The organism is Chryseobacterium sp. 1B4 (genome assembly GCF_036631475.1).
Taxonomy (GTDB): domain Bacteria; phylum Bacteroidota; class Bacteroidia; order Flavobacteriales; family Weeksellaceae; genus Chryseobacterium.
Window position 1 is genome coordinate 16,058 of sequence record NZ_JAPNUF010000010.1, and the last position, 18,571, is coordinate 34,628.

Genomic DNA, 18,571 nt, shown 5'->3' on the forward strand with positions numbered 1-18,571 from the left:
AGCAAAAAGGCAAATTTGTAAAATACAGATTTGCCTTTTTATTTATCTTATTTTGCTGTTTACTTTTTCTTCCCGTGTCTTATAAATTTCTTGCTGCTTTCCTGTTCAGCTCTTCAAAAACACTTCCCAATGCATCAATAACATCAGTGGGAAGCATAGATTCTTTTGAATGCTTTTCTGAAGCAATCTCCGCAGCCCTGCCATGCAGCCAGACACCCAGAATACAGGTGTGTTCTTCAGAATATTTCTGGGCTGAAAGTGAAGTCAGGATTCCGGTAAGAATATCTCCGCTTCCTCCTTTGGCAAGCCCCGCATTCCCGGTAATATTGTAAAAAACATTTCCCTGTGGAGTAATAACCTGGGTATGGTGATCTTTTAACACAATATAAATATCCAGTTCTTTTGCTTTTTCTCTTGCAAGCTCAAGCCTTTTGAAAGAATCTGCAGTACTTCCGAAAAGCCTTTCAAACTCTTTGGGATGGGGTGTAATGATTGATCTTTTAGGAATTAATTTCAGATTTCCCGAATCTTTTGAAATGATATTCAAAGCATCTGCATCCAGGATTAATGGCCGTTTACAGCTTTTCAAAAAGCTCAGAAAACCTTTTTCTGTTTCCTGATGAGTTCCCAACCCGGGACCTACACCACAGACAAAATCATCTTCAATCTCAAAATTAAATATAAACTTCTCACCTCCTTGTAAAAACATTGCTTCAGGACATGAAGTCTGCAAAATCTCATATCCGCATTCCGGTGCCAGAGCAAAGGTTAATCCCGCTCCGGTTTTCAAGGCTGATTTTACGGCCAGCACTGCGGCACCTATTTTTCCGTAACTTCCTGCTGCGATAACTGCCTTGCCATAGCTTCCTTTGTGGGAAAAATCCTGTCTCGGAACAAATATCGGTTCTATCAGCTGATCATCAATTACAGAATATACAGCATCAGTGGTGTCTGCGTAAGTTTTACTTAAATCAATATCCAGCACTTCTACTTTTCCGGTATATTTTCCGGTTTCAGGATGCAAAAAAGTGCGTTTCCAGCATTGAAAAGTCAGCGTATAATCAGCTTTCATAATGACAGGATTATTGTCAAACATTCTATCTGCAGACAGCCCGGAAGGAATATCAATGGATATTTTAATATTCTTTTTGGTATTCAGCTGCTCAACAAGCCTTTTGTATTCTCCTTCCAGCGGTCTTGATAATCCTGTCCCGAAAAGGGCATCTACAATAATCGTTTTATCATCAAAGCTATAGTGTTCATCTGGATCAAATTTCCTGACTGAAATTCCTGACAAATCACGGAGCCTTTTAAGATTAACAGAAGCATCTTCAGAAAATTTTCTTTTGGAATCGCTAACGAATACATCTATATCAAAACCTTTCAGATAGAGTATCCTTGCGACAGCCAACCCATCCCCTCCGTTATTTCCGTTACCACAAAATACGGCCAGTTTTTTATGGTTTTTACAATGTTCAGAAATCCAGTGAGCCACAGCCATTGAAGCTCTTTCCATCAGCTGGATGGAAGAAACCGGCTCATGGGAAATGGTAAACTGATCCCAGCTGCGTATCTGTTCTGCGGTAAAAATTTTCATAGACAAATCAAACTTTTAAGCAAATTACAAAAGATTTTCCATTATGATATCACGGTTATTAATAAAAATAAGGAGCCTTCATTAATGAATTAAAGTATCTGTATAAAGCTAAAATATTCATTAAAATGAAATGGCATGAAATCATCATAAAATTCAATATTTTGGGAATAAAAAACTATAAAATGTAGTGTTTTTTACATTTTTTAATCATATTTTTGTGTATATACTAATTAAAAAAATATAAATTATGGGATTTGTAAAAGAATTTAAAGAGTTTGCCTTTAAGGGTAATGTTCTCGATCTTGCTGTCGGTGTGATCATTGGGGCAGCATTTGGTAAAATTGTTTCGTCTTTGGTAGAAGATGTAATCACTCCTCTGATATTAAACCCGGCATTAAAAGCGGCCGGCGCAGAAAACATTGCAAAGCTTACATGGAATGGGGTTGCTTATGGGAATTTCCTTTCAGCAGTAATCAGTTTCCTTTGTATTGCCATGGTTCTTTTCTGGATTATCAAACTGGCTAATAAAGTCAACAAAAAAGAAGCTCCGGCTCCGGCAGGACCTACGGAAGATCAAAAATTACTGACGGAAATCAGAGATTTATTGAAAAGCAGAAATATCTAGTCTATAACAGCAGTTTTAAAATAAAAAAAGCACCCCGGTTAGTAAACCGGGGTGCTTTTTTATCATCTATTTCAAATTATTGAATCTGTAAGATACTTGAAATCTGCTCTGCCAGGGAAAGCCCTATTCTATCCTGTGCTTCAAGAGTAGAAGCTCCGGTGTGAGGAGTAAGCGAAATCTTCGGGTGAGTAAGAATTTCTTTGGAAGGTGTTGGTTCATTAATGAAAACATCTAACCCGGCAAATCTTACTTTACCTGAATCCAAAGCCTGAATCAAAGCCGCTTCATCGATAACTCCCCTCTGGAACAGTTCACGACAGCCACTCCGTCTTTCATGATCTCAAACTCATTCTGGCCAATCATATAACCATCCTTCTGTGCAGGAACGTGTAAAGTAATGAAGTCAGAATGCTTCAAAACATCCTGTAAAGGTTCTGTTTCTATATCAACATTGATAAACTGATTGTTGTAAAACTTCACTTTGATACTTGCCCTACCTACATTGTTATCAGCAGCAACCACTCTCATCCCAAGCCCTAAAGCAATTCTTGCCACTTCCTGGCCGATTCTTCCCATCCCTACAATACCGATGGTTTTTCCTCTCAGTTCGATTCCCGGAGCGTATGCTTTTTTAAGAGCAGCAAATTCAGTATCTCCTACTACAGGCATTTTTCTGTTGGAATCCTGAAGGAATCTCACTCCGGAAAACAAATGAGCGAAAACAAGCTCAGCCACAGATTCCGAAGAAGCAGAAGGTGTATTGATCACATGAATTCCTTTTTCCCTTGCGTAATCTACATCGATATTATCCATACCTACCCCACCTCTTCCAATAATGTCGATGGACGGGCATCCGTCAATAATATCTTTTCTTACCTGTGTAGCACTTCTTACCAGCAGGGTGCGGATTTTGTGCTCATTAATATAATCTACCAAAAACTCCTGCGGAACTTTTGTAGTGATAACCTCAAAGCCTTTTTCTGTCAATGCATCTATTCCTGATTGATCAAGGCCGTCGTTTGCTAAAACTTTCATAAAATATCAAGTATATTAAAAAATGAAAGATTTAAAAATTAAAGGAACTGGTTCCCATGTAATTTTTAAATCTTTGAATTATATTTTTATTCGCCGTCTTCTTTGAATACTTCAATGGTCACTTGTTTTTCTACCAGGTCCGTAAATCTTCCTTTATACCTTGTAGCCCTTACCAGGTGGTTATCTATCCAGTGATAATTTCCCCCTCTCGGTTTTCCGCAAAGCACGCTGTGGTATTTGAAGCCATGCTTATCCAGCCAGTCGATTGTGATTTGTTTCAGATTTTCGGTTCTTGAAGTAAAAAGCAGATCTGATGCCCTTCATCATACCACCTGTTGATCGTTTCCAGTGCATCAGGGTATGGTTCGCAGGTAACCATTCTTTCCGGTTCTTCGTTGGGAACGTCATCAGTAATGGTTCCGTCGATATCTATTAAGTAATTTTTTATTCCATCCTTTAGAATAGGACTAATGTGTTCAATGTATTCTAATTCCATTACTAAATATTAAGTAACAAAGTTAACGTTTTTAGAACTATCAGGCACATTAATCTTAGTTTAAGTTAAAATTTTACTATAAAAATAATATTCAGAGAATAATATCAATAATTTATTCATTATTTCACTCAAAATAGTTAAAATTTTTCGTTTTGAATTTCTTTTTAATAAAGTGAATCAGGATTGCAGACAAACAAATCGGAAAATTGATAATTTTACTCTGTTACTTTTTGTATTTTCTTTCATCTTGTTATCATTATTATAAAAAGCATGATGTTTAGCTAAAAATTTCCAAAATACATTTATTACCCTTACATTTGTAGGAATGGAAGAATTTGTCGTTTTAGTAAATCCTGAAGATCGGGTTTTAGGGCTGATGGAAAAGCAGCAGGCTCACATCAATGGTCTGCTGCACCGTGCTTTTTCTGTATTTCTTTTCAACAGCAAAGGAGAAATGCTTCTGCAGAAAAGGGCTTCAGGAAAGTATCATTCTCCTAATCAATGGACCAATGCCGTATGTTCACACCCAAGAGAAGGGGAAACTTATCAGCAAGGAGCAGCGCGCAGGCTGAAAGAAGAACTGGGAATCGAGACAGAACTTTCAGAAAAATTCAATTTTATTTACAAGGCGGATGTAGGCGGCGGCCTTTGGGAGCACGAGCTGGATCATGTGTTTGTAGGAAATCATGAAGCGGGTTTCAATTTAAATAAAGAGGAAGTGGATGCTGTAAGATTCATTTCTATGGAAGATCTGGATAAAGAAATTTCCGAGCATCCTGAAAACTTTACGGCATGGTTTAAAATCATCCTTGAAGAATATAAACACCATTTTTAATGATGAAAAAGATATTGTTTTTTTCTGCTCTTTTGACGGGAAGCCTTTTTTTTGCACAGAAAGCAAAGGTCTACGAAAATTCCAGTTATTCTATTAATGTTCCTGAAGGCTGGAAGTCTACCAACGACAGTGAAATAGTTAATATTTTCCCTACGAGTCAGATAGGTGCAATTACCATTTCGGAGTATCACGATCTTCCCCTTCCAAAAGAGGAAGTGAAAAAATTTATGCTGGCACTTTATCAATCACAAGACCAGGAGAGCAAAGTAAAGGAAAAAAAGAGCCAGAAAGGATATACAGAATACCTGTATGAACATTTTGACGAAAAAGAAAAGCTGTTCTGGGTAACCAAAGCTTTCCAGAAAGACAAAAACTTATATTTGGTTTCCATCAATTGTGGCCAGAAATTCTGGAACGGAAACTATATGACCCTATTCAATGAGACTTTTAACAGTTTTAAAATAAAGAAATAAAAATTAAATATGAAGAAAACAGCCTTGTACGACAAACATGTTTCTTTGGGAGCTAAGATCGTACCTTTCGCAGGTTTTGAAATGCCTGTTCAATATTCAGGGGTTACAGAAGAGCATTTTGCCGTAAGAGAAAAAGCAGGATTATTTGATGTTTCCCACATGGGACAGTTTTTCATCGAAGGGCCGGGTTCAAAAGACCTTTTACAATTTGTAACCACTAATAATGTAGATGCGCTTGAAAACGGAAAAGCTCAGTACTCCTGCCTGCCGAACGAAAACGGAGGAATTGTGGATGACCTTATCGTTTACAAAATGGAAGATGACAAATATTTCGTGGTGGTAAATGCATCCAATATTGATAAGGACTGGAATCATATTTCAAAATACAATACTTTCGGGGCTAAAATGACCAATGCTTCTGATGAAATGTCTTTATTGGCAGTTCAGGGGCCTAAAGCTACTGAGATTCTTCAAAAACTTACCGATGTCAATCTTTCCGAAATTCCTTACTACCATTTTACTGTTGGAAGTGTTGCGGGAGAAAATGATGTGATCATTTCAAATACAGGATATACAGGAAGCGGAGGTTTTGAGATTTATTTCAAAAACGAAAGTGCTGAGAAACTTTGGGATGCAGTAATGGAAGCTGGTAAAGAAGAAGGAATTATTCCTTGTGGACTGGCTGCCAGAGATACATTAAGATTAGAAAAAGGGTTCTGTCTTTACGGAAATGACATTGATGATACAACGTCTCCGATTGAAGCTGGTTTAGGGTGGATCACCAAGTTTGATAAAGACTTCGTTTCCAAAGATGTTTTCGCAAAGCAGAAAGAAGAAGGAGTTTCCAGAAAATTAGTTGGTTTCGAACTGACAGACAAAGGCGTTCCAAGACATGACTATCCTGTAGTAGATGCTGAAGGAAACGTGATCGGAAAAGTAACTTCCGGAACACAATCTCCAATGAAAAAGGTAGGTTTAGGTCTTGCTTATGTGGACAAACCTCATTTCAAATTAGGATCTGAAATCTTCATCCAGGTAAGAAACAAGAATATCCCTGCAAAAGTGGTGAAAGCTCCTTTTGTATAATCTGTTCAGAATATAAAAAAAGAGGCTGTGAAAAATCACAGCCTCTTTTTTGGTTTAATAGCAGATGCAGCAGGTCTTTCTGTCAGAGGTACAGACATCTCCTGCTCCCGGTGTATTGGAAATTACACCTCCGGCAGGTCCGCATAAAATACTGCAGATAGGTAAAGAAGCAACACCTCCGTTAGCTTCTTTCATTTCTGATCTGTTAAGCTTTTTTGCTTTTGAAAAGTTTGTTTTCATATTGTACATTTTTGGTGATCGCAAATATAGCCATTCAAAAACAACTAACAATCAAATACTTACAAAAAAATATACAATCTAAATATAAAAATATCCGGCACAATAATAAAATCATTAAATCGGACAGTTTTCTTTAAGGCTGCTTATTCAATTACCCCAAAGAACTTCTGCAGTTCTTCAACATTTTTCTTATCATTTCCTACAAAAATTTCCTTATCTGTCATAAAAACAGGTCTTTTTAAAAAGGTATAATGATCCAGAAGCAATTCTTTAAAGTCTTTTTCTGTCAGAGACTTTACATCCAGGCCTCTCAGTTTGATCTGTGTAGATTTTTTACTGAATAATGCTTCGTACGATTTTGTTTTTTTATGCATTTCGGCCAATTCCTCTTTCGTGATCGGCTCTTTTTTGATTTCGCGAAGTTCCCAGCCGGTAAGGTCGAATTGGGCTAAAATTTTTCTGCAGGTATCGCATGTATTGAGATAAAATACTTTCTTCATTACGTTTTCTAAATCTGTTATTGTTAAAATTCCCTTTCATTGAAAGTTTCGTCTTTCAAAAGTAGGATTTAATCCAAAACTTTGGAAATTATTAAATAACTTTATTCAAATTTTTAAAGATGCAGAACAAGCCTATTACTTTTCAGTTTATTTCGGAGCCTTCAGATGTTAATTACGGAGGAAATGTACATGGAGGAAGTGTGATGAAATGGATCGACCAGGCCGGTTATGCATGTGCCACCACATGGAGTGGTAATTATTCCGTCACAGTGTATGTGGGCGGAATCCGTTTTTATGATCCTATCAAAATCGGGGAAGTCGTAAAAGTTGATGCCCAGGTGATTTACACCGGGACTTCAAGCATGCATATCGCCATTAATGTTTTTTCAAGAAACCTGAAACAGCCTAATTTTGAGAAAAAACCCATTGTATCATTGTTTTTGTTGCTGTGGATGAAAATGGTAAAAAACTCCCAGTACCTAAGTGGACTCCGGAAACAGAGGAAGAAAAGCAGCTTGAAATGTATGCCAAACGCCTGATGGAGCTGAGAACACAGATTGAAGATGAAATGAAACCTTTTTTATAGAAGAATCAGAAAGGTTTTCAGGAAAAAGTCTGCAAAATTTAGTGTGGGTATGTGTTCTGTGGTTTGATAGTATAAAAGAATAAGATTCATTACCTCCATTCTGAATTCATAGACCTGCTTTTTCATATTATATTGCACAAGAAATTAAGATTAACTAATTTAGTATCAGTCCATTTAAAATATAATATGAAAAATATCCTTACAATCACAGCGGTTCTGTTGATGGCTTTTCTTCAGGCACAAACCCATAGGTTCATTTATGAACTTCAGTATAAAATGGATTCTACCGGGGCCGGATATGAAAAAGTGAATATGATCCTGGATATCACCCCGAAAGAGGTAAAGTTCTATGGAAAAGATCTCGCCATCAGAGACTCACTGAATAAAAATTCGGGACGAACTTCAGCTATACTGATATGACCGGACAGGTGGTTAAAAGAAAGATCAATTCTTTTGATAATGAAAATTTCATCAACATTAAAAATGGATATTATACATTTAAAACTACGGATAAGATTAATTGGGCGATCGCTGATGAGATTAAAAGGTAGAAAATTATACTTTACAAAAAGCAACTACAAAATTCGGAGGGAGAAGCTGGACGGCCTGGTTCTGTAAAGATATTCCATTTAATGAAGGGCCATTTAAACTGCGTGGGTTACCCGGTTTGATCTTTGAGCTGTCAGATGCTAAGAAAAATTTCATTTATACTCTCGTTAAAAGCAGAGAACTTCCGGAAATCTCCTCTACTTCAGATTTCCTGGAATCCAGCTTTGGTAATAAAGCAATTCCTATTAATGAGAAGCAAAAACATAAGCTGCTTATGGAGTTTTATAATGACCCTTTTGCCTTTGAAAGAAATAATATCAGCAAATCCAATAATGACCTTAGAATTAATATCAACGGAAAGGAAATTCATAATGTGGATGAACTGAATACTCAGACCAAAAGCATGCAGGAGGTCATCAGAAAATATAATAACCCGGTTGAAATCGATAAGGCGATGCATTATCCGGTATATTAAAACTATGGTTATTTTTAAGTTTGGGCTAAAGCCAATGGATTTAAAATTTATTTGGCTGGGCTAAAGCCCACCCCTATTGATATAGTCAAACAAGGGTAAAATTTAACAAACAACATCTTTTATCTTTTATCTTTTATCTTTTTAGCATAATTCATATATTTGCATCATCAAAAGGAAATGGTGTTCTTCCTTACCCAACCGCTTTACAAAAGCTGATGACGCCTGATTAAAAGATTATTAACAAATAACTAATCAGGATTATTATGTCAAAAAGTCAAAGAACACTTGGTAAAAAAGCAATTTTTCAGACTCATTTTTCTTCAGAAAATTTCCGGCACTGCCTTATATTTTAAAATGGCTCTTCATCAGTATGATTACTGGAGCATTAGTGGGAACCGCTTCTGCAGGATTTCTTCAGTCTTTGGAATGGGCTACCAATTTCAGAGAAAATCATCTCTGGCTGATAGCTTTTCTTCCTGTTGCCGGATTTCTGATAGGACTGCTTTATTATTACTTCGGGAAAGATGTTGAAGCCGGAAACAACCTGTTGATTGATACAATCCATGAGCCCAAAGGCATCATTCCGTTTAAAATGGCTCCTTTTGTTTATCTGGGAACCATTGCAACGCATTTCTTTGGGGGTTCTGCAGGCCGTGAAGGAACAGCTCTTCAAATGGCAGGTGCTATTGCAGATCAGCTTACGAAACCTTTTAAACTCGACCGAAATGATCGAAAAGTATTGATTATTTCAGCGATAGCCGCCGGATTCGGCTCTGTTTTCGGAACTCCTCTGGCAGGTGCGGTTTTCGGTCTTGAAGTTTTTCTCATTGGGAGAATCCGTTACAATGCTATTTTTCCTGCATTTGCTTCGGCCATTCTTGCTGATCTGGTAACCAATCTCTGGAATGTAAAACATACCCATTATCATATTGATTTCATACCAAAACTGGAATTCCTGCCCATTCTTTACAGTATCCTGGCAGGTATTGCTTTTGGAATCTGTGCAGCAGCTTTCAGTAAAATCATCCATGGGATGGGGTCTTTTTTCAGATCAAAAATTAAATATCCCCCATTCCGACCTTTCATAGGGGGAACTATTATTGCAATTGCTGTTTTTGCGATGGGTACAACCCGCTATATCGGATTAGGAGTTCCCGTTATCCTGGAATCTTTTGAAAAACAGCTTCCATTGTATGATTTTGCTTTAAAAATGATTTTTACCATTGTCACGCTTTCTGCGGGATTCAAGGGGTGAAGTTACCCCGCTGTTCTTTATCGGAGCTACTTTAGGCAGTGCTTTATCTCTTTTTATTCCTTTACCTTTCGGGTTATTGGCCGGGATGGGATTCGTTGCCGTATTTGCCGGAGCCACCAATACGCCTTTGGCCTGTATGCTGATGGGAATTGAGTTGTTTGGAGCAGAATGTGGCGTATATGCAGCCATTGCCTGTGTTGCCTCTTATCTTCTTTCCGGTCACAACAGCATTTATACAAAGCAGAAGATCGGAGAAGCAAAAAACAGAAGATATGAAAGCCAGCAGGACAGATCGATTTCTGATTTTTTATAAGGGGCTGCGGGTTTCGAGGTGCGGGTGCCTGTCATTTTTTGTTGCCTGTTGCAGGATGCCGGTTTTTATTCTTTCTTAGTCGTCTGCCTATAACCTTTAAATTTTGAAGCGAATAACCACGAATCCCGAAACCCGGAAGCTTACCACCTGAACCTTTCCATTCTCAGATTCTCCCTCTCTCAGACTCACTCCGCTTCCCATTTTCAACTATAATTCGTAATTTTACCCCATGTTCGATTACAGATTAAAAGTTTTCCATACGGTAGCTTCCCGGTTAAGTTTCACTAAGGCCTCAGAAGAGCTTCACATTTCACAGCCTGCTGTTACCAAGCATATTAAAGAAATTGAAACTCAGGTAGGCGCCAAATTATTTGACCGTAAAGGAACTTCTATTCAACTGACCCAAAGCGGTAAAATTTTGTATGAGCATGCCGAAAAGATAAGAAATATCTACCGTGACATGGAGTTTGAAATCAGTCAGATCAATCAGCAGCATAAGGGAAAACTGATTATCGGAGCAAGCACAACGGTTGCACAGTATATTTTACCTGAAATTCTGGCCAAATTCAATTCTTATTATAGAGATATCAAGATTGAACTGCTTACCGGAAATACGGAAACGATCTCAACACTTTTAAAAGAAGAAAAAATTGATCTCGGTATTATTGAAGGAGAATCACAGTCTTCTTATTTTGAATACAGGACTTTCAAGCCGGATGAAATTGTTTTGGCAGCGAAATCCGATCATCCTCTTGCCCATAAAACGTTACACTTAAAAGATCTCTATCAGCTGGATCTCATCTTCAGGGAACAGGGTTCCGGAACGCTGGAGTTTATACAAAACAGGCTTAAAGAGAAAGAAATCAATATCAATGAACTGAACACCGTTATGCAGCTGGGAAGCAGTGAAAGTATTAAAAATTACCTTCTTCATTCGGAGTGTATGGCATTTCTTTCCATCAGCACGATATTGAATGAACTTAAAAATAATATCCTCACCGTCATTGATATTAAGTACTTCAGTATTGAAAGGGATTTTCATTTTATTCTTCCTAAAGGAGAACAGTCTGAACTGATTAAGCTTTTCCTGAGATTTGCAGAGCAATAAGCAAAGATATAACTTTTAGTTATCCGACATAACAAAATACAATTTACTTTATAATACTTTATTCCGGACTTTTGGTGCAGATTTTAAAAGTTCGCATTATGAAAAATTTCATTCAGAATGAAATGACCCGGAAAGTATTCTTTATAGTTTTGGCTGTCTTATGCCTTACACCGCTTATATCTTCTCCAATTGCTCTTGCTTTGGGATTTGCCCTGGCTGTTTTTATAGGAAATCCTTTTGAAAAACATCTTCATCAATATATTCATCTGCTGCTGCAGATCTCAATTGTAGGACTCGGATTCGGGTTAAAGCTGGATGAAGCTCTTAACGCGGGAAAAACGGGCCTGATGCTGACTATTGTAAGTATTGTTACCGTAATGGTTTTGGGATATTTTCTGGGAAAAATATTTAAACTGGAAAGACCCCTGTCTTATCTTTTGTCTGCAGGAACAGCTATATGTGGCGGAAGTGCCATCGCAGCGGTATCTCCCATTATTAAACCAAGCACAAAACAGATTTCCCTTGCACTGGCGATTGTTTTTACCTTAAATTCAATTGCGTTGTTTGTATATCCTGCGATAGGGCATCTGCTGAATCTTTCACAGGAGCAGTTCGGGCTTTGGTGTGCCGTGGGAATTCATGATACAAGTTCTGTAGTAGGAGCCGCGAGTAAATATGGCGATGAGGCTCTGAAAATAGCAACGACAGTGAAGCTTGCCCGTGCATTGTGGATTATCCCGGTTTCACTGATTACAATGTTTATTTTTAAAAGTAAAGGCACTAAAATAAAGATTCCATGGTTTATTGGCTACTTTATTGTGGCTATTCTTTTGAATACGTATTTCCCGGTTCTTGATCGTTTCAGTACTTCAGTCACTGTTCTGGCAAAATCCGGACTGAACCTGACCCTGTTTTTCATTGGTTCTACCCTTTCCCTTCAGACCCTGAAATCTATAGGATTAAAGCCATTATTAACCGCAGTACTCCTTTGGGTTACGATAAGTGCCGGCAGTCTTCTTTACATTATCCGTTAAAAAGAGCAGCACCCTTTTGAAACCAAAAGGGTGCTGCATATTAAATGTGGAAATGTTTATTTCATATTGAAATAATTTCTTTAGATAGCAGCTTCACCACAAGTATAAACCTGAGGACAAGCGATATATTGTACGCAATACCAAGGTCCTGTTACTGATCCTGAGCAGCTGCATCCGCAAAGAGATAGATCAGGATTTCCGCTTATTCCTCCAGTAATGTTTTTCAGATCCTGCTTTCTTAATTTTTTAGCATTTTTCATAATGTTCATGAGATTTAGTTGATTAAACAATTATAGTTTTAGTTACTTTCCAAAGTTAAACAAATATTAATTACACGCAACAAAAATTAGCATAAAAATTAATAATTTACTGATTTTAATGTAATTATTATATCCAAAATAAGGAACAGCTTTTTCTTTTTTTAAACAGTTTAATTATTCCGTAAATTCAAGATCCCTGTCGTGGGTTTCTGAAATGGTAAGTGAGGAATAAAATGCCAGCCCGAATACTACCACTCCTACTATGGCAGCACTTTCCACCACCGGGAAATGAGCTTTAAGAGAATCAAAAGCCAGAATCATAACAGGAACAAGGCCTCTCACCATGTTCGGAACAGTTGTCGTTGCTGTATTTCTGATATTGGTCCCAAACTGTTCTGCTGCCAATGTCACAAACATAGCCCAATATCCTGTACCGAATCCCAGCCAGACACAAAACAGATAATATTTGGTTTCCGTATTCGTATTCCCGAACAGCATGACGGCGACGCCAATCAGTGTAAAGATCAGCATGTAAAAGATGGCCATTTTGCGGGATTTTAATGCATGAGAAATGAAACCGCTCAGCAGATCACCTACAGAAATACCTACGTAAGCCCACATAATTGCTTTTCCGGGGTTGATATCCTTTATTCCTAATTCAGGGGCAAACTGGTTAGCTAAAACAGCCAGAATCCCTATGCAATACCACGTAGGTAATCCTACTGCAATACATTTTAGATACCTTATCAATCGGTCTTTATTGGTAAAGAAGGAGAGAAAATTTCCTTTTGAGACATTTTTATGCTCAATATTCTTGTAAATCCCTGATTCTGAGACGCTTATTCTCAGTATCAATAACATGATTCCCATGATCCCACCAATAATGTAAGAAATGTTCCAGCCACCAGCCAGCTCTACAGTAAGCTGGGCAACAACAGCGCCCATTAATCCGAAGCCGGCAACAACTGAGGTTCCGATTGCTCTTAAATTCTTCGGCAGGCTTTCAGAAACCAGTGTAATTCCTGCTCCAAGCTCTCCGGCAAGGCCAATACCAGCAATAAACCTTAAACCGGCATATTGGTACACTAAATGTTCTTTTGGAAAATAAGGCAGAAAACCACAGGCAATATTGGCTAAAGAATACACCAGAATAGACCCGAAGAGTACGGAAAGCCTCCCTTTCTTGTCTCCGAAAATTCCCCAGAAAACACCTCCGAGAAGAAGCCCTACCATCTGGCAGTTCAGAATAAAGGTTCCGTCTGCATCCGGATTAAGGCCTAATGCCTTTAAGCTGGGTATCCTGACAATTCCAAACAAAAGGAGATCATAGATGTCTACAAAATAGCCGAGGGCTGATATAATAACGGGAATAGAAAAAATGTACTTTAATTTTGAAGACATGGACAGTTCTTGCATTTTTAAGTTTTGATAAAAATAAAAAACCTTTCAATTTCTTGAAAGGTTTTTATCAAATATCTTTTTCTGAGTATTATCTGGCAATATTCACGGCTCTCGTTTCTCTGATCACTGTTACTTTTACCTGTCCCGGATAAGTCAGTTCATTCTGGATTTTCTCAGAGATATCGTAAGAAAGCTGGGAAGCTACTTCATCGTTTACTTTTCCGCTTTCCACCATTACTCGCAGTTCTCTACCCGCCTGGATTGCATAGGCACTGGATACTCCATCGAAGCTTAATGCTGCAGATTCAAGGTCTTTCAATCTCTGGATATAAGATTCCAGCACCTGTCTTCTTGCTCCCGGTCTTGCTCCTGAGATTGCATCGGCAACCTGAATGATCGGGGATAATAATGATTTCATTTCAATTTCGTCGTGGTGCGCTCCGATTGCGTTAACAACTTCCGGATTTTCACCGTATTTCTCAGCCCACTGCATACCTAAAAGGGCGTGTGGTAATTCTGATTCCTGCTCAGGAACTTTACCGATATCGTGTAAAAGACCTGCTCTTTTTGCTAATTTTACGTTTAATCCTAATTCAGCAGCCATCGTTGCAGCGATATTCGCAACTTCTCTTGAGTGCTGAAGTAAGTTCTGTCCGTAAGAAGAACGGTATTTCATTCTACCTACGATTTTGATCAGCTCAGGGTGTAATCCATGGATTCCTAAATCAATGATCGTTCTCTTACCTACTTCAATGATTTCCTCCTCGATCTGTTTTCTTGTTTTTTCAACCACTTCTTCGATTCTTGCCGGGTGAATTCTACCGTCAGTTACCAACCTGTGAAGGGATAGCCTTGCAATTTCTCTTCTTACCGGATCGAAACAAGAAAGAAGAATTGCTTCCGGGGTATCGTCAACAATGATTTCTACTCCTGTTACCGCTTCCAAAGCACGGATATTTCTACCTTCTCTACCGATAATTCTACCTTTTACTTCATCAGACTCAATGTTGAAAACTGATACTGAATTTTCGATAGCCTGCTCCGTCCCGATTCTCTGGATCGTTTGGATAACGATTTTTCTTGCTTCGTTTTTAGCATTCATCTGAGCTTCCTCCATAATGCTCTGAACGTGTGCCTGTGCTCTTGTCTTCGCTTCAGCTTTCATGGTTTCTACCAGTTCAGCCTTAGCTTCTTCAGCGGTATAGTTCGAAATTTTCTCAAGTATTTCGACTTTCTTAGCCGTTGCAACATCCAGTTCCTGTTGTTTTCTTTCCAGAATTTCGTTCTTCTTAGCGTAGTCAGCAATCTGCTTATCCAGATCTTTTTCAAGTTTTCCGGTCTTACTAAGCTCGTCATTCAGCTTATGTTCTTTATCCTTGATTCTTTTCTCAATCTCCTGCATTTTCTTTTCGCGGGCCTGAATGTCAGCGTCATGCTGTGATTTCAGTTCCAGGAATTTTTCTTTTGCCTGGAGATTCTTTTCTTTCTTTATGGATTCAGCCTGTACATTAGCTTTTTCTATAAGGTTTTCGGCATTTTTCTTGGCATCATCTATGATGAATTTTGCTTTAGTATTCAGAGAACTTCTGGAAAAAAACATTCCCACTACGGCTCCGATTACCAAACAAACAACACCGACTATAACTTCTATCATAATATATATTGAGTTTTAATTGTATTCATATCTAAATAAAAAAGCCTACAATAATCCAGAGATTGAGAGTAAACTCCTAATCAACACGATTTGAACTGATTTCCACTGTCTGTAATCCGGAAGCCCGGCACGCCATTCAATGGACATTTGTTCGGTAATTGTTTAGCGTTGAGTTTACCTTTAATGTGTTAGAATTATTGTAGGCAGTAATTTTTCAGGAAAAAAATCTATTTCCCGATTTCATTCAGCGATTGATTAATCTGCGTTAATCTTTCGTTGGTAGAATTAATATTTTTCTCGTAGTTAAGAGAAACCACTTCTGCATTGGTTCCCAGTTTAAGGGCACACATAGCCAAAGCATCCTGTTTATCTCTTACATCGAAGTTCTGTTCAAAATCTTTAATCATATTCTCGATCTGCTTCCCTACTTTGCGCAAAGTTTCTTCCTCTGCTGCCGGTACGTTCAGCGGATACACTCTTCCTGCAATGTTGACGGTTATTCTCCTTATCTCCATTATAATCCACTGTTTTGAAGCTGAGCAATACAGAAATCAATTTCTTTTACCAATCTGTTGATATGGTTTTTCATTAATCTATTGTGTTCAGGATTTCCTGATATTGCTGAATAAAGTTTTATATTTTTTTGTTCTTCTGCTAATACCTGATTTTTTCTTCTTTCTTCATCATACTTCTTCTTCAACTCTTCATGCTCAATACTTAATTCTTTTAAATTTTCCGTAAGATTTTTATAGTTCTTTTGCAGAGTCGAAATCTTTCTCTCTAATTCTGAAAAATTATTTTCTAAATCTTGAAGCATTTCAGGTTTGTATATTCTAACTAAAAGCAAAAATAAAAAAATAATAACACTAACAAAAATAAAACGCTCTATATTTTGATATATAAACAAAAAAGGAGGCGCCAGAGCGTCTCCCATGTATTTTCCAGTGAAAATTTTTATTCAAATTTCAGCACGAACATTACTGCTCTTGTCTGTAATGTAGAAACAGCAGATGCCCAGTAAGGAGGTGTAGTCGCGTTATCCGCCACTTTCTCATTGTTCATGAAGAATGTTCCTCTGATTGCAGGAGTCAGTTTAAACTTGTTGAAATAAAACTGGATTCCCATTTCTGCAGACCATGCAAAGTTGTGCGTGGTAGATCTGAAGATACCCTGCATGTTATCATCGGTAGAAGTTGCATTAGACTGAAGGTTTACTACGTAGTTCACCCCTGCTGCAACGTAAGGTCTTGAGTTATACCATCTTTGTCCGTGAAGCTCCAAAAGTACCGGAATATCAATTAATGTGGATTTAATTTCTCTTACTTTATCCTTTTCCTGTAAAAGGAACGGTATGAAGGGATCATTCGTTAAAGATCCGCCTGCATAAATATCATTGGATTGAGTATTAAAAGTCAACTGTCTTTGTGCAAACTGTAAACCTGGCTCTATTCTTACGTCTAGATAGTCGTTCAGTCTCCATTTTGCAATAAGCCCGGCACCGAAACTATAACTTTCCTTGGAGGTAACAAGGTTTTCATTATCATTCATCCCATATTTCGGATGTAAAACAATGCGGTAATCCAGTCTGTTCCCGTTCAAATAAAACCCCCAACTGAATTTCTGTTCGTCGAAATCTTCCAGCTTATCCATTCTGTTTCGGGTTCTGAATTGCGCGTTTGCAAAAACGGCAACATTTACTGAGGTTAAAACCAGTGCTTTTAATAGAAATTTATTCATAGGTTACTTTGTTGCTTTATAAATTGTGGCTATACCTAAACTTAATTTTTTATATTCAACTTTCTTAAATCCCGTATCTAAAAGAATTTGCTTCATCTTCTCCCCGAAAGGAAAAGCATTTACAGAATCCGGAAGGTATGTATATGCCCTATTATCCTTGGAAACCAGCCTGCCAATCGCAGGCAATATATTTTGAAATAAAACATATACAATGGCCCCATGAAACCCTCAACCTTTGAAAACTCCAGTATATAAACACTTTTGTTATCTTTAACTACTCTTCTTAACTCTGCCAAACCTTTGGTAAGGTTCTCAAAATTCCTTACTCCAAATGCAACGGAAACCGCATCAAATCTATTGTCCTCAAAAGGTAAATTTTCTGCATCTCCTTTTTGCATGGAAATTTTGCCGTCTAATTTAAGTTTTTTTATTTTAATAACGCCAACATTCAGCATTTGTTGTGATAAATCTAATCCGACTACTTTAGAACCGGTTCCTTTTTCTATAGTAATAGCCAGATCTCCCGTTCCTGTAGCCACATCCAGCACTTCCTGCGGATTATCATTTTTCATCCATTTTACCAGTTTATTTCTCCATAAAACATCAATTTTCATGGATAAAACATGGTTCAGAAGGTCGTACTTCGGTGCAATGTTGTCGAACATATCCTCTACCTGGCTTTTTTTCGTAGCCTCTGAATTGTAGGGAGTAACTTTGGTAATATCTTTTGTCAAAACTTAAAACTTGTAATATTCTTTGTAATAATTTAGGTAATCCTGCTTTCTGAAGATTTTGGATCTTGATTCCACTTTCTGGATATTCTTGATCACTTTGTCATAGTCTTCATCCACATTGTAATAAAAATCTTCTGTGTAAAGCTTGTTGAAGCGTTTCGCTCCTCCGTAATAATCTTTTCCGTCAATAACTGTTTTATCAAGTGCTGTCAGTAGCGAATCCTTTTTAAGGTTGTATCCGTAGTACTGATCATTGATATAGTAATCCTGGTGGGTAATATTGATCAGACCGCGAAGCTTGTTGACTTCAAATGCCGAATCGTACAGCATTTTTTTATTCTGATCAAAAACCTGAATAGAGTTTTTCCCCTTATTCAAATCCACATGCACATACTGCCCCGCTGAAATAACGCCTTCAGATCCGTTATTGATCTTGAAATAATAGGTATTCGGGGTAGGATTATCTACAACATAATAATTCTTCTTGGCTAAAAAAAGGAAGTAGATCCCAAAGGCAACGATAAACGCCACAGCTGCAATAAGTAAGCCTTTTAAGGACGAGTTGTTTTTCATAGATT

General features: G+C 37.7%; 18 protein-coding genes, 5 pseudogenes and 1 riboswitch. Of the genes and pseudogenes, 10 read left to right on the forward strand and 13 right to left on the reverse strand.

Annotation, left to right across the window (positions count from 1 at the left end; translation table 11 throughout):
• Positions 1–79: 79 nt before the first annotated feature.
• Positions 80–1,597, reverse strand: coding sequence for an NAD(P)H-hydrate dehydratase (locus OWR28_RS21640; RefSeq protein WP_332388480.1), 1,518 nt, complete (start codon positions 1,595–1,597; stop codon positions 80–82).
• 247 nt (positions 1,598–1,844) lie between these two features.
• Here OWR28_RS21640 and mscL point away from each other — a divergent pair, with 247 nt between their 5' ends.
• Complete coding sequence (mscL, locus tag OWR28_RS21645; RefSeq protein ID WP_142725646.1) at positions 1,845–2,222, forward strand: large conductance mechanosensitive channel protein MscL; 378 nt, start codon at positions 1,845–1,847, stop codon at positions 2,220–2,222.
• 76 nt (positions 2,223–2,298) lie between these two features.
• Here mscL and OWR28_RS21650 read toward each other — a convergent pair.
• Both OWR28_RS21650 and OWR28_RS21655 read right to left on the reverse strand, forming a co-directional pair.
• A pseudogene (locus OWR28_RS21650) lies at positions 2,299–3,257 on the reverse strand (D-2-hydroxyacid dehydrogenase).
• Positions 3,258–3,343: 86 nt separating this feature from the next.
• Positions 3,344–3,753: pseudogene (locus tag OWR28_RS21655) on the reverse strand (LNS2 domain-containing protein).
• 325 nt (positions 3,754–4,078) lie between these two features.
• Between OWR28_RS21655 and idi the strand changes: the two are divergent.
• Genes idi through gcvT form a run of 3 tightly spaced genes read left to right on the forward strand, consistent with a single transcriptional unit; the run spans position 4,079 to position 6,147 of the window.
• Entirely contained in the window at positions 4,079–4,588 is a 510-nt protein-coding gene (gene idi / locus OWR28_RS21660) for an isopentenyl-diphosphate Delta-isomerase (protein WP_332388481.1), read from the forward strand.
• Complete coding sequence (locus OWR28_RS21665) at positions 4,588–5,061, forward strand: hypothetical protein (RefSeq protein ID WP_332388482.1); 474 nt, start codon at positions 4,588–4,590, stop codon at positions 5,059–5,061. Before idi ends, OWR28_RS21665 begins: the two co-directional genes overlap by 1 nt.
• 9 nt (positions 5,062–5,070) lie before the next feature.
• On the forward strand, positions 5,071–6,147 hold the full coding sequence (gcvT, locus tag OWR28_RS21670) for a glycine cleavage system aminomethyltransferase GcvT (protein WP_332388483.1): 1,077 nt from the start codon (positions 5,071–5,073) through the stop codon (positions 6,145–6,147).
• Positions 6,148–6,201: 54 nt separating this feature from the next.
• On the opposite strand, the gene OWR28_RS21675 is transcribed toward gcvT, so the two are convergent.
• Together OWR28_RS21675 and OWR28_RS21680 are read right to left on the reverse strand one after the other, a co-directional pair.
• Complete coding sequence (locus OWR28_RS21675; RefSeq protein WP_332388484.1) at positions 6,202–6,387, reverse strand: hypothetical protein; 186 nt, start codon at positions 6,385–6,387, stop codon at positions 6,202–6,204.
• 143 nt (positions 6,388–6,530) lie between these two features.
• The gene (locus OWR28_RS21680) at positions 6,531–6,887 is read right to left on the reverse strand and encodes an arsenate reductase family protein (RefSeq protein WP_332388485.1); all 357 of its coding nucleotides are present in this window, start codon (positions 6,885–6,887) and stop codon (positions 6,531–6,533) included.
• 119 nt (positions 6,888–7,006) lie between these two features.
• Between OWR28_RS21680 and OWR28_RS21685 the strand changes: the two genes are divergently transcribed.
• From OWR28_RS21685 to OWR28_RS21710, 6 genes and pseudogenes are all read left to right on the forward strand, one after another.
• Positions 7,007–7,426 (forward strand): hotdog domain-containing protein, encoded by a 420-nt coding sequence (locus OWR28_RS21685; RefSeq protein ID WP_332388486.1) that lies wholly within the window; start codon positions 7,007–7,009, stop codon positions 7,424–7,426.
• A 233-nt stretch (positions 7,427–7,659) separates the two neighbouring features.
• Positions 7,660–7,893 (forward strand): hypothetical protein, encoded by a 234-nt coding sequence (locus OWR28_RS21690; protein WP_332388487.1) that lies wholly within the window; start codon positions 7,660–7,662, stop codon positions 7,891–7,893.
• Positions 7,894–8,080: 187 nt separating this feature from the next.
• Positions 8,081–8,497: pseudogene (locus OWR28_RS21695) on the forward strand (GLPGLI family protein); the annotation flags it as partial.
• Positions 8,498–8,661: 164 nt separating this feature from the next.
• Positions 8,662–8,729, forward strand: a riboswitch (Fluoride riboswitch).
• 31 nt (positions 8,730–8,760) lie between these two features.
• A pseudogene (locus OWR28_RS21700) lies at positions 8,761–10,065 on the forward strand (voltage-gated chloride channel family protein).
• 229 nt (positions 10,066–10,294) lie between these two features.
• On the forward strand, positions 10,295–11,173 hold the full coding sequence (locus OWR28_RS21705; protein ID WP_332388488.1) for a LysR family transcriptional regulator: 879 nt from the start codon (positions 10,295–10,297) through the stop codon (positions 11,171–11,173).
• A 98-nt stretch (positions 11,174–11,271) separates the two neighbouring features.
• Complete coding sequence (locus tag OWR28_RS21710) at positions 11,272–12,207, forward strand: YeiH family protein (RefSeq protein ID WP_332388489.1); 936 nt, start codon at positions 11,272–11,274, stop codon at positions 12,205–12,207.
• Between the two features lie 80 nt (positions 12,208–12,287).
• Here OWR28_RS21710 and OWR28_RS21715 read toward each other — a convergent pair whose 3' ends face one another.
• From OWR28_RS21715 to OWR28_RS21750, 8 genes and pseudogenes are all read right to left on the reverse strand, one after another.
• Positions 12,288–12,467, reverse strand: a complete 180-nt coding sequence (locus OWR28_RS21715; protein WP_209785223.1) for a hypothetical protein — start codon at positions 12,465–12,467, stop codon at positions 12,288–12,290.
• Between the two features lie 174 nt (positions 12,468–12,641).
• On the reverse strand, positions 12,642–13,883 hold the full coding sequence (locus OWR28_RS21720) for an MFS transporter (protein ID WP_332388490.1): 1,242 nt from the start codon (positions 13,881–13,883) through the stop codon (positions 12,642–12,644).
• A 73-nt stretch (positions 13,884–13,956) separates the two neighbouring features.
• A complete protein-coding gene (gene rny, locus OWR28_RS21725; RefSeq protein WP_332388491.1) occupies positions 13,957–15,522 on the reverse strand; it encodes a ribonuclease Y in 1,566 nt (521 codons plus the stop codon).
• Positions 15,523–15,749: 227 nt separating this feature from the next.
• The gene (locus OWR28_RS21730) at positions 15,750–16,037 is read right to left on the reverse strand and encodes a cell division protein ZapA (protein WP_077415090.1); all 288 of its coding nucleotides are present in this window, start codon (positions 16,035–16,037) and stop codon (positions 15,750–15,752) included.
• Positions 16,037–16,456 carry a V-type ATPase subunit a family protein gene (locus OWR28_RS21735; RefSeq protein ID WP_232723173.1) on the reverse strand — a complete coding sequence of 140 codons (420 nt, stop codon included), beginning with the start codon at positions 16,454–16,456 and terminating at the stop codon, positions 16,037–16,039. The genes OWR28_RS21730 and OWR28_RS21735 overlap by 1 nt, the downstream gene beginning before the upstream one ends.
• Positions 16,457–16,476: 20 nt before the next feature.
• Positions 16,477–17,259 (reverse strand): type IX secretion/gliding motility protein PorT/SprT, encoded by a 783-nt coding sequence (porT, locus tag OWR28_RS21740; RefSeq protein WP_332388492.1) that lies wholly within the window; start codon positions 17,257–17,259, stop codon positions 16,477–16,479.
• 3 nt (positions 17,260–17,262) lie between these two features.
• Positions 17,263–17,924: pseudogene (gene ubiE, locus OWR28_RS21745) on the reverse strand (bifunctional demethylmenaquinone methyltransferase/2-methoxy-6-polyprenyl-1,4-benzoquinol methylase UbiE).
• A gap of 72 nt (positions 17,925–17,996) precedes the next feature.
• Positions 17,997–18,566 (reverse strand): hypothetical protein, encoded by a 570-nt coding sequence (locus OWR28_RS21750; protein WP_332388493.1) that lies wholly within the window; start codon positions 18,564–18,566, stop codon positions 17,997–17,999.
• Between the last annotated feature and the right edge of the window lie 5 nt (positions 18,567–18,571).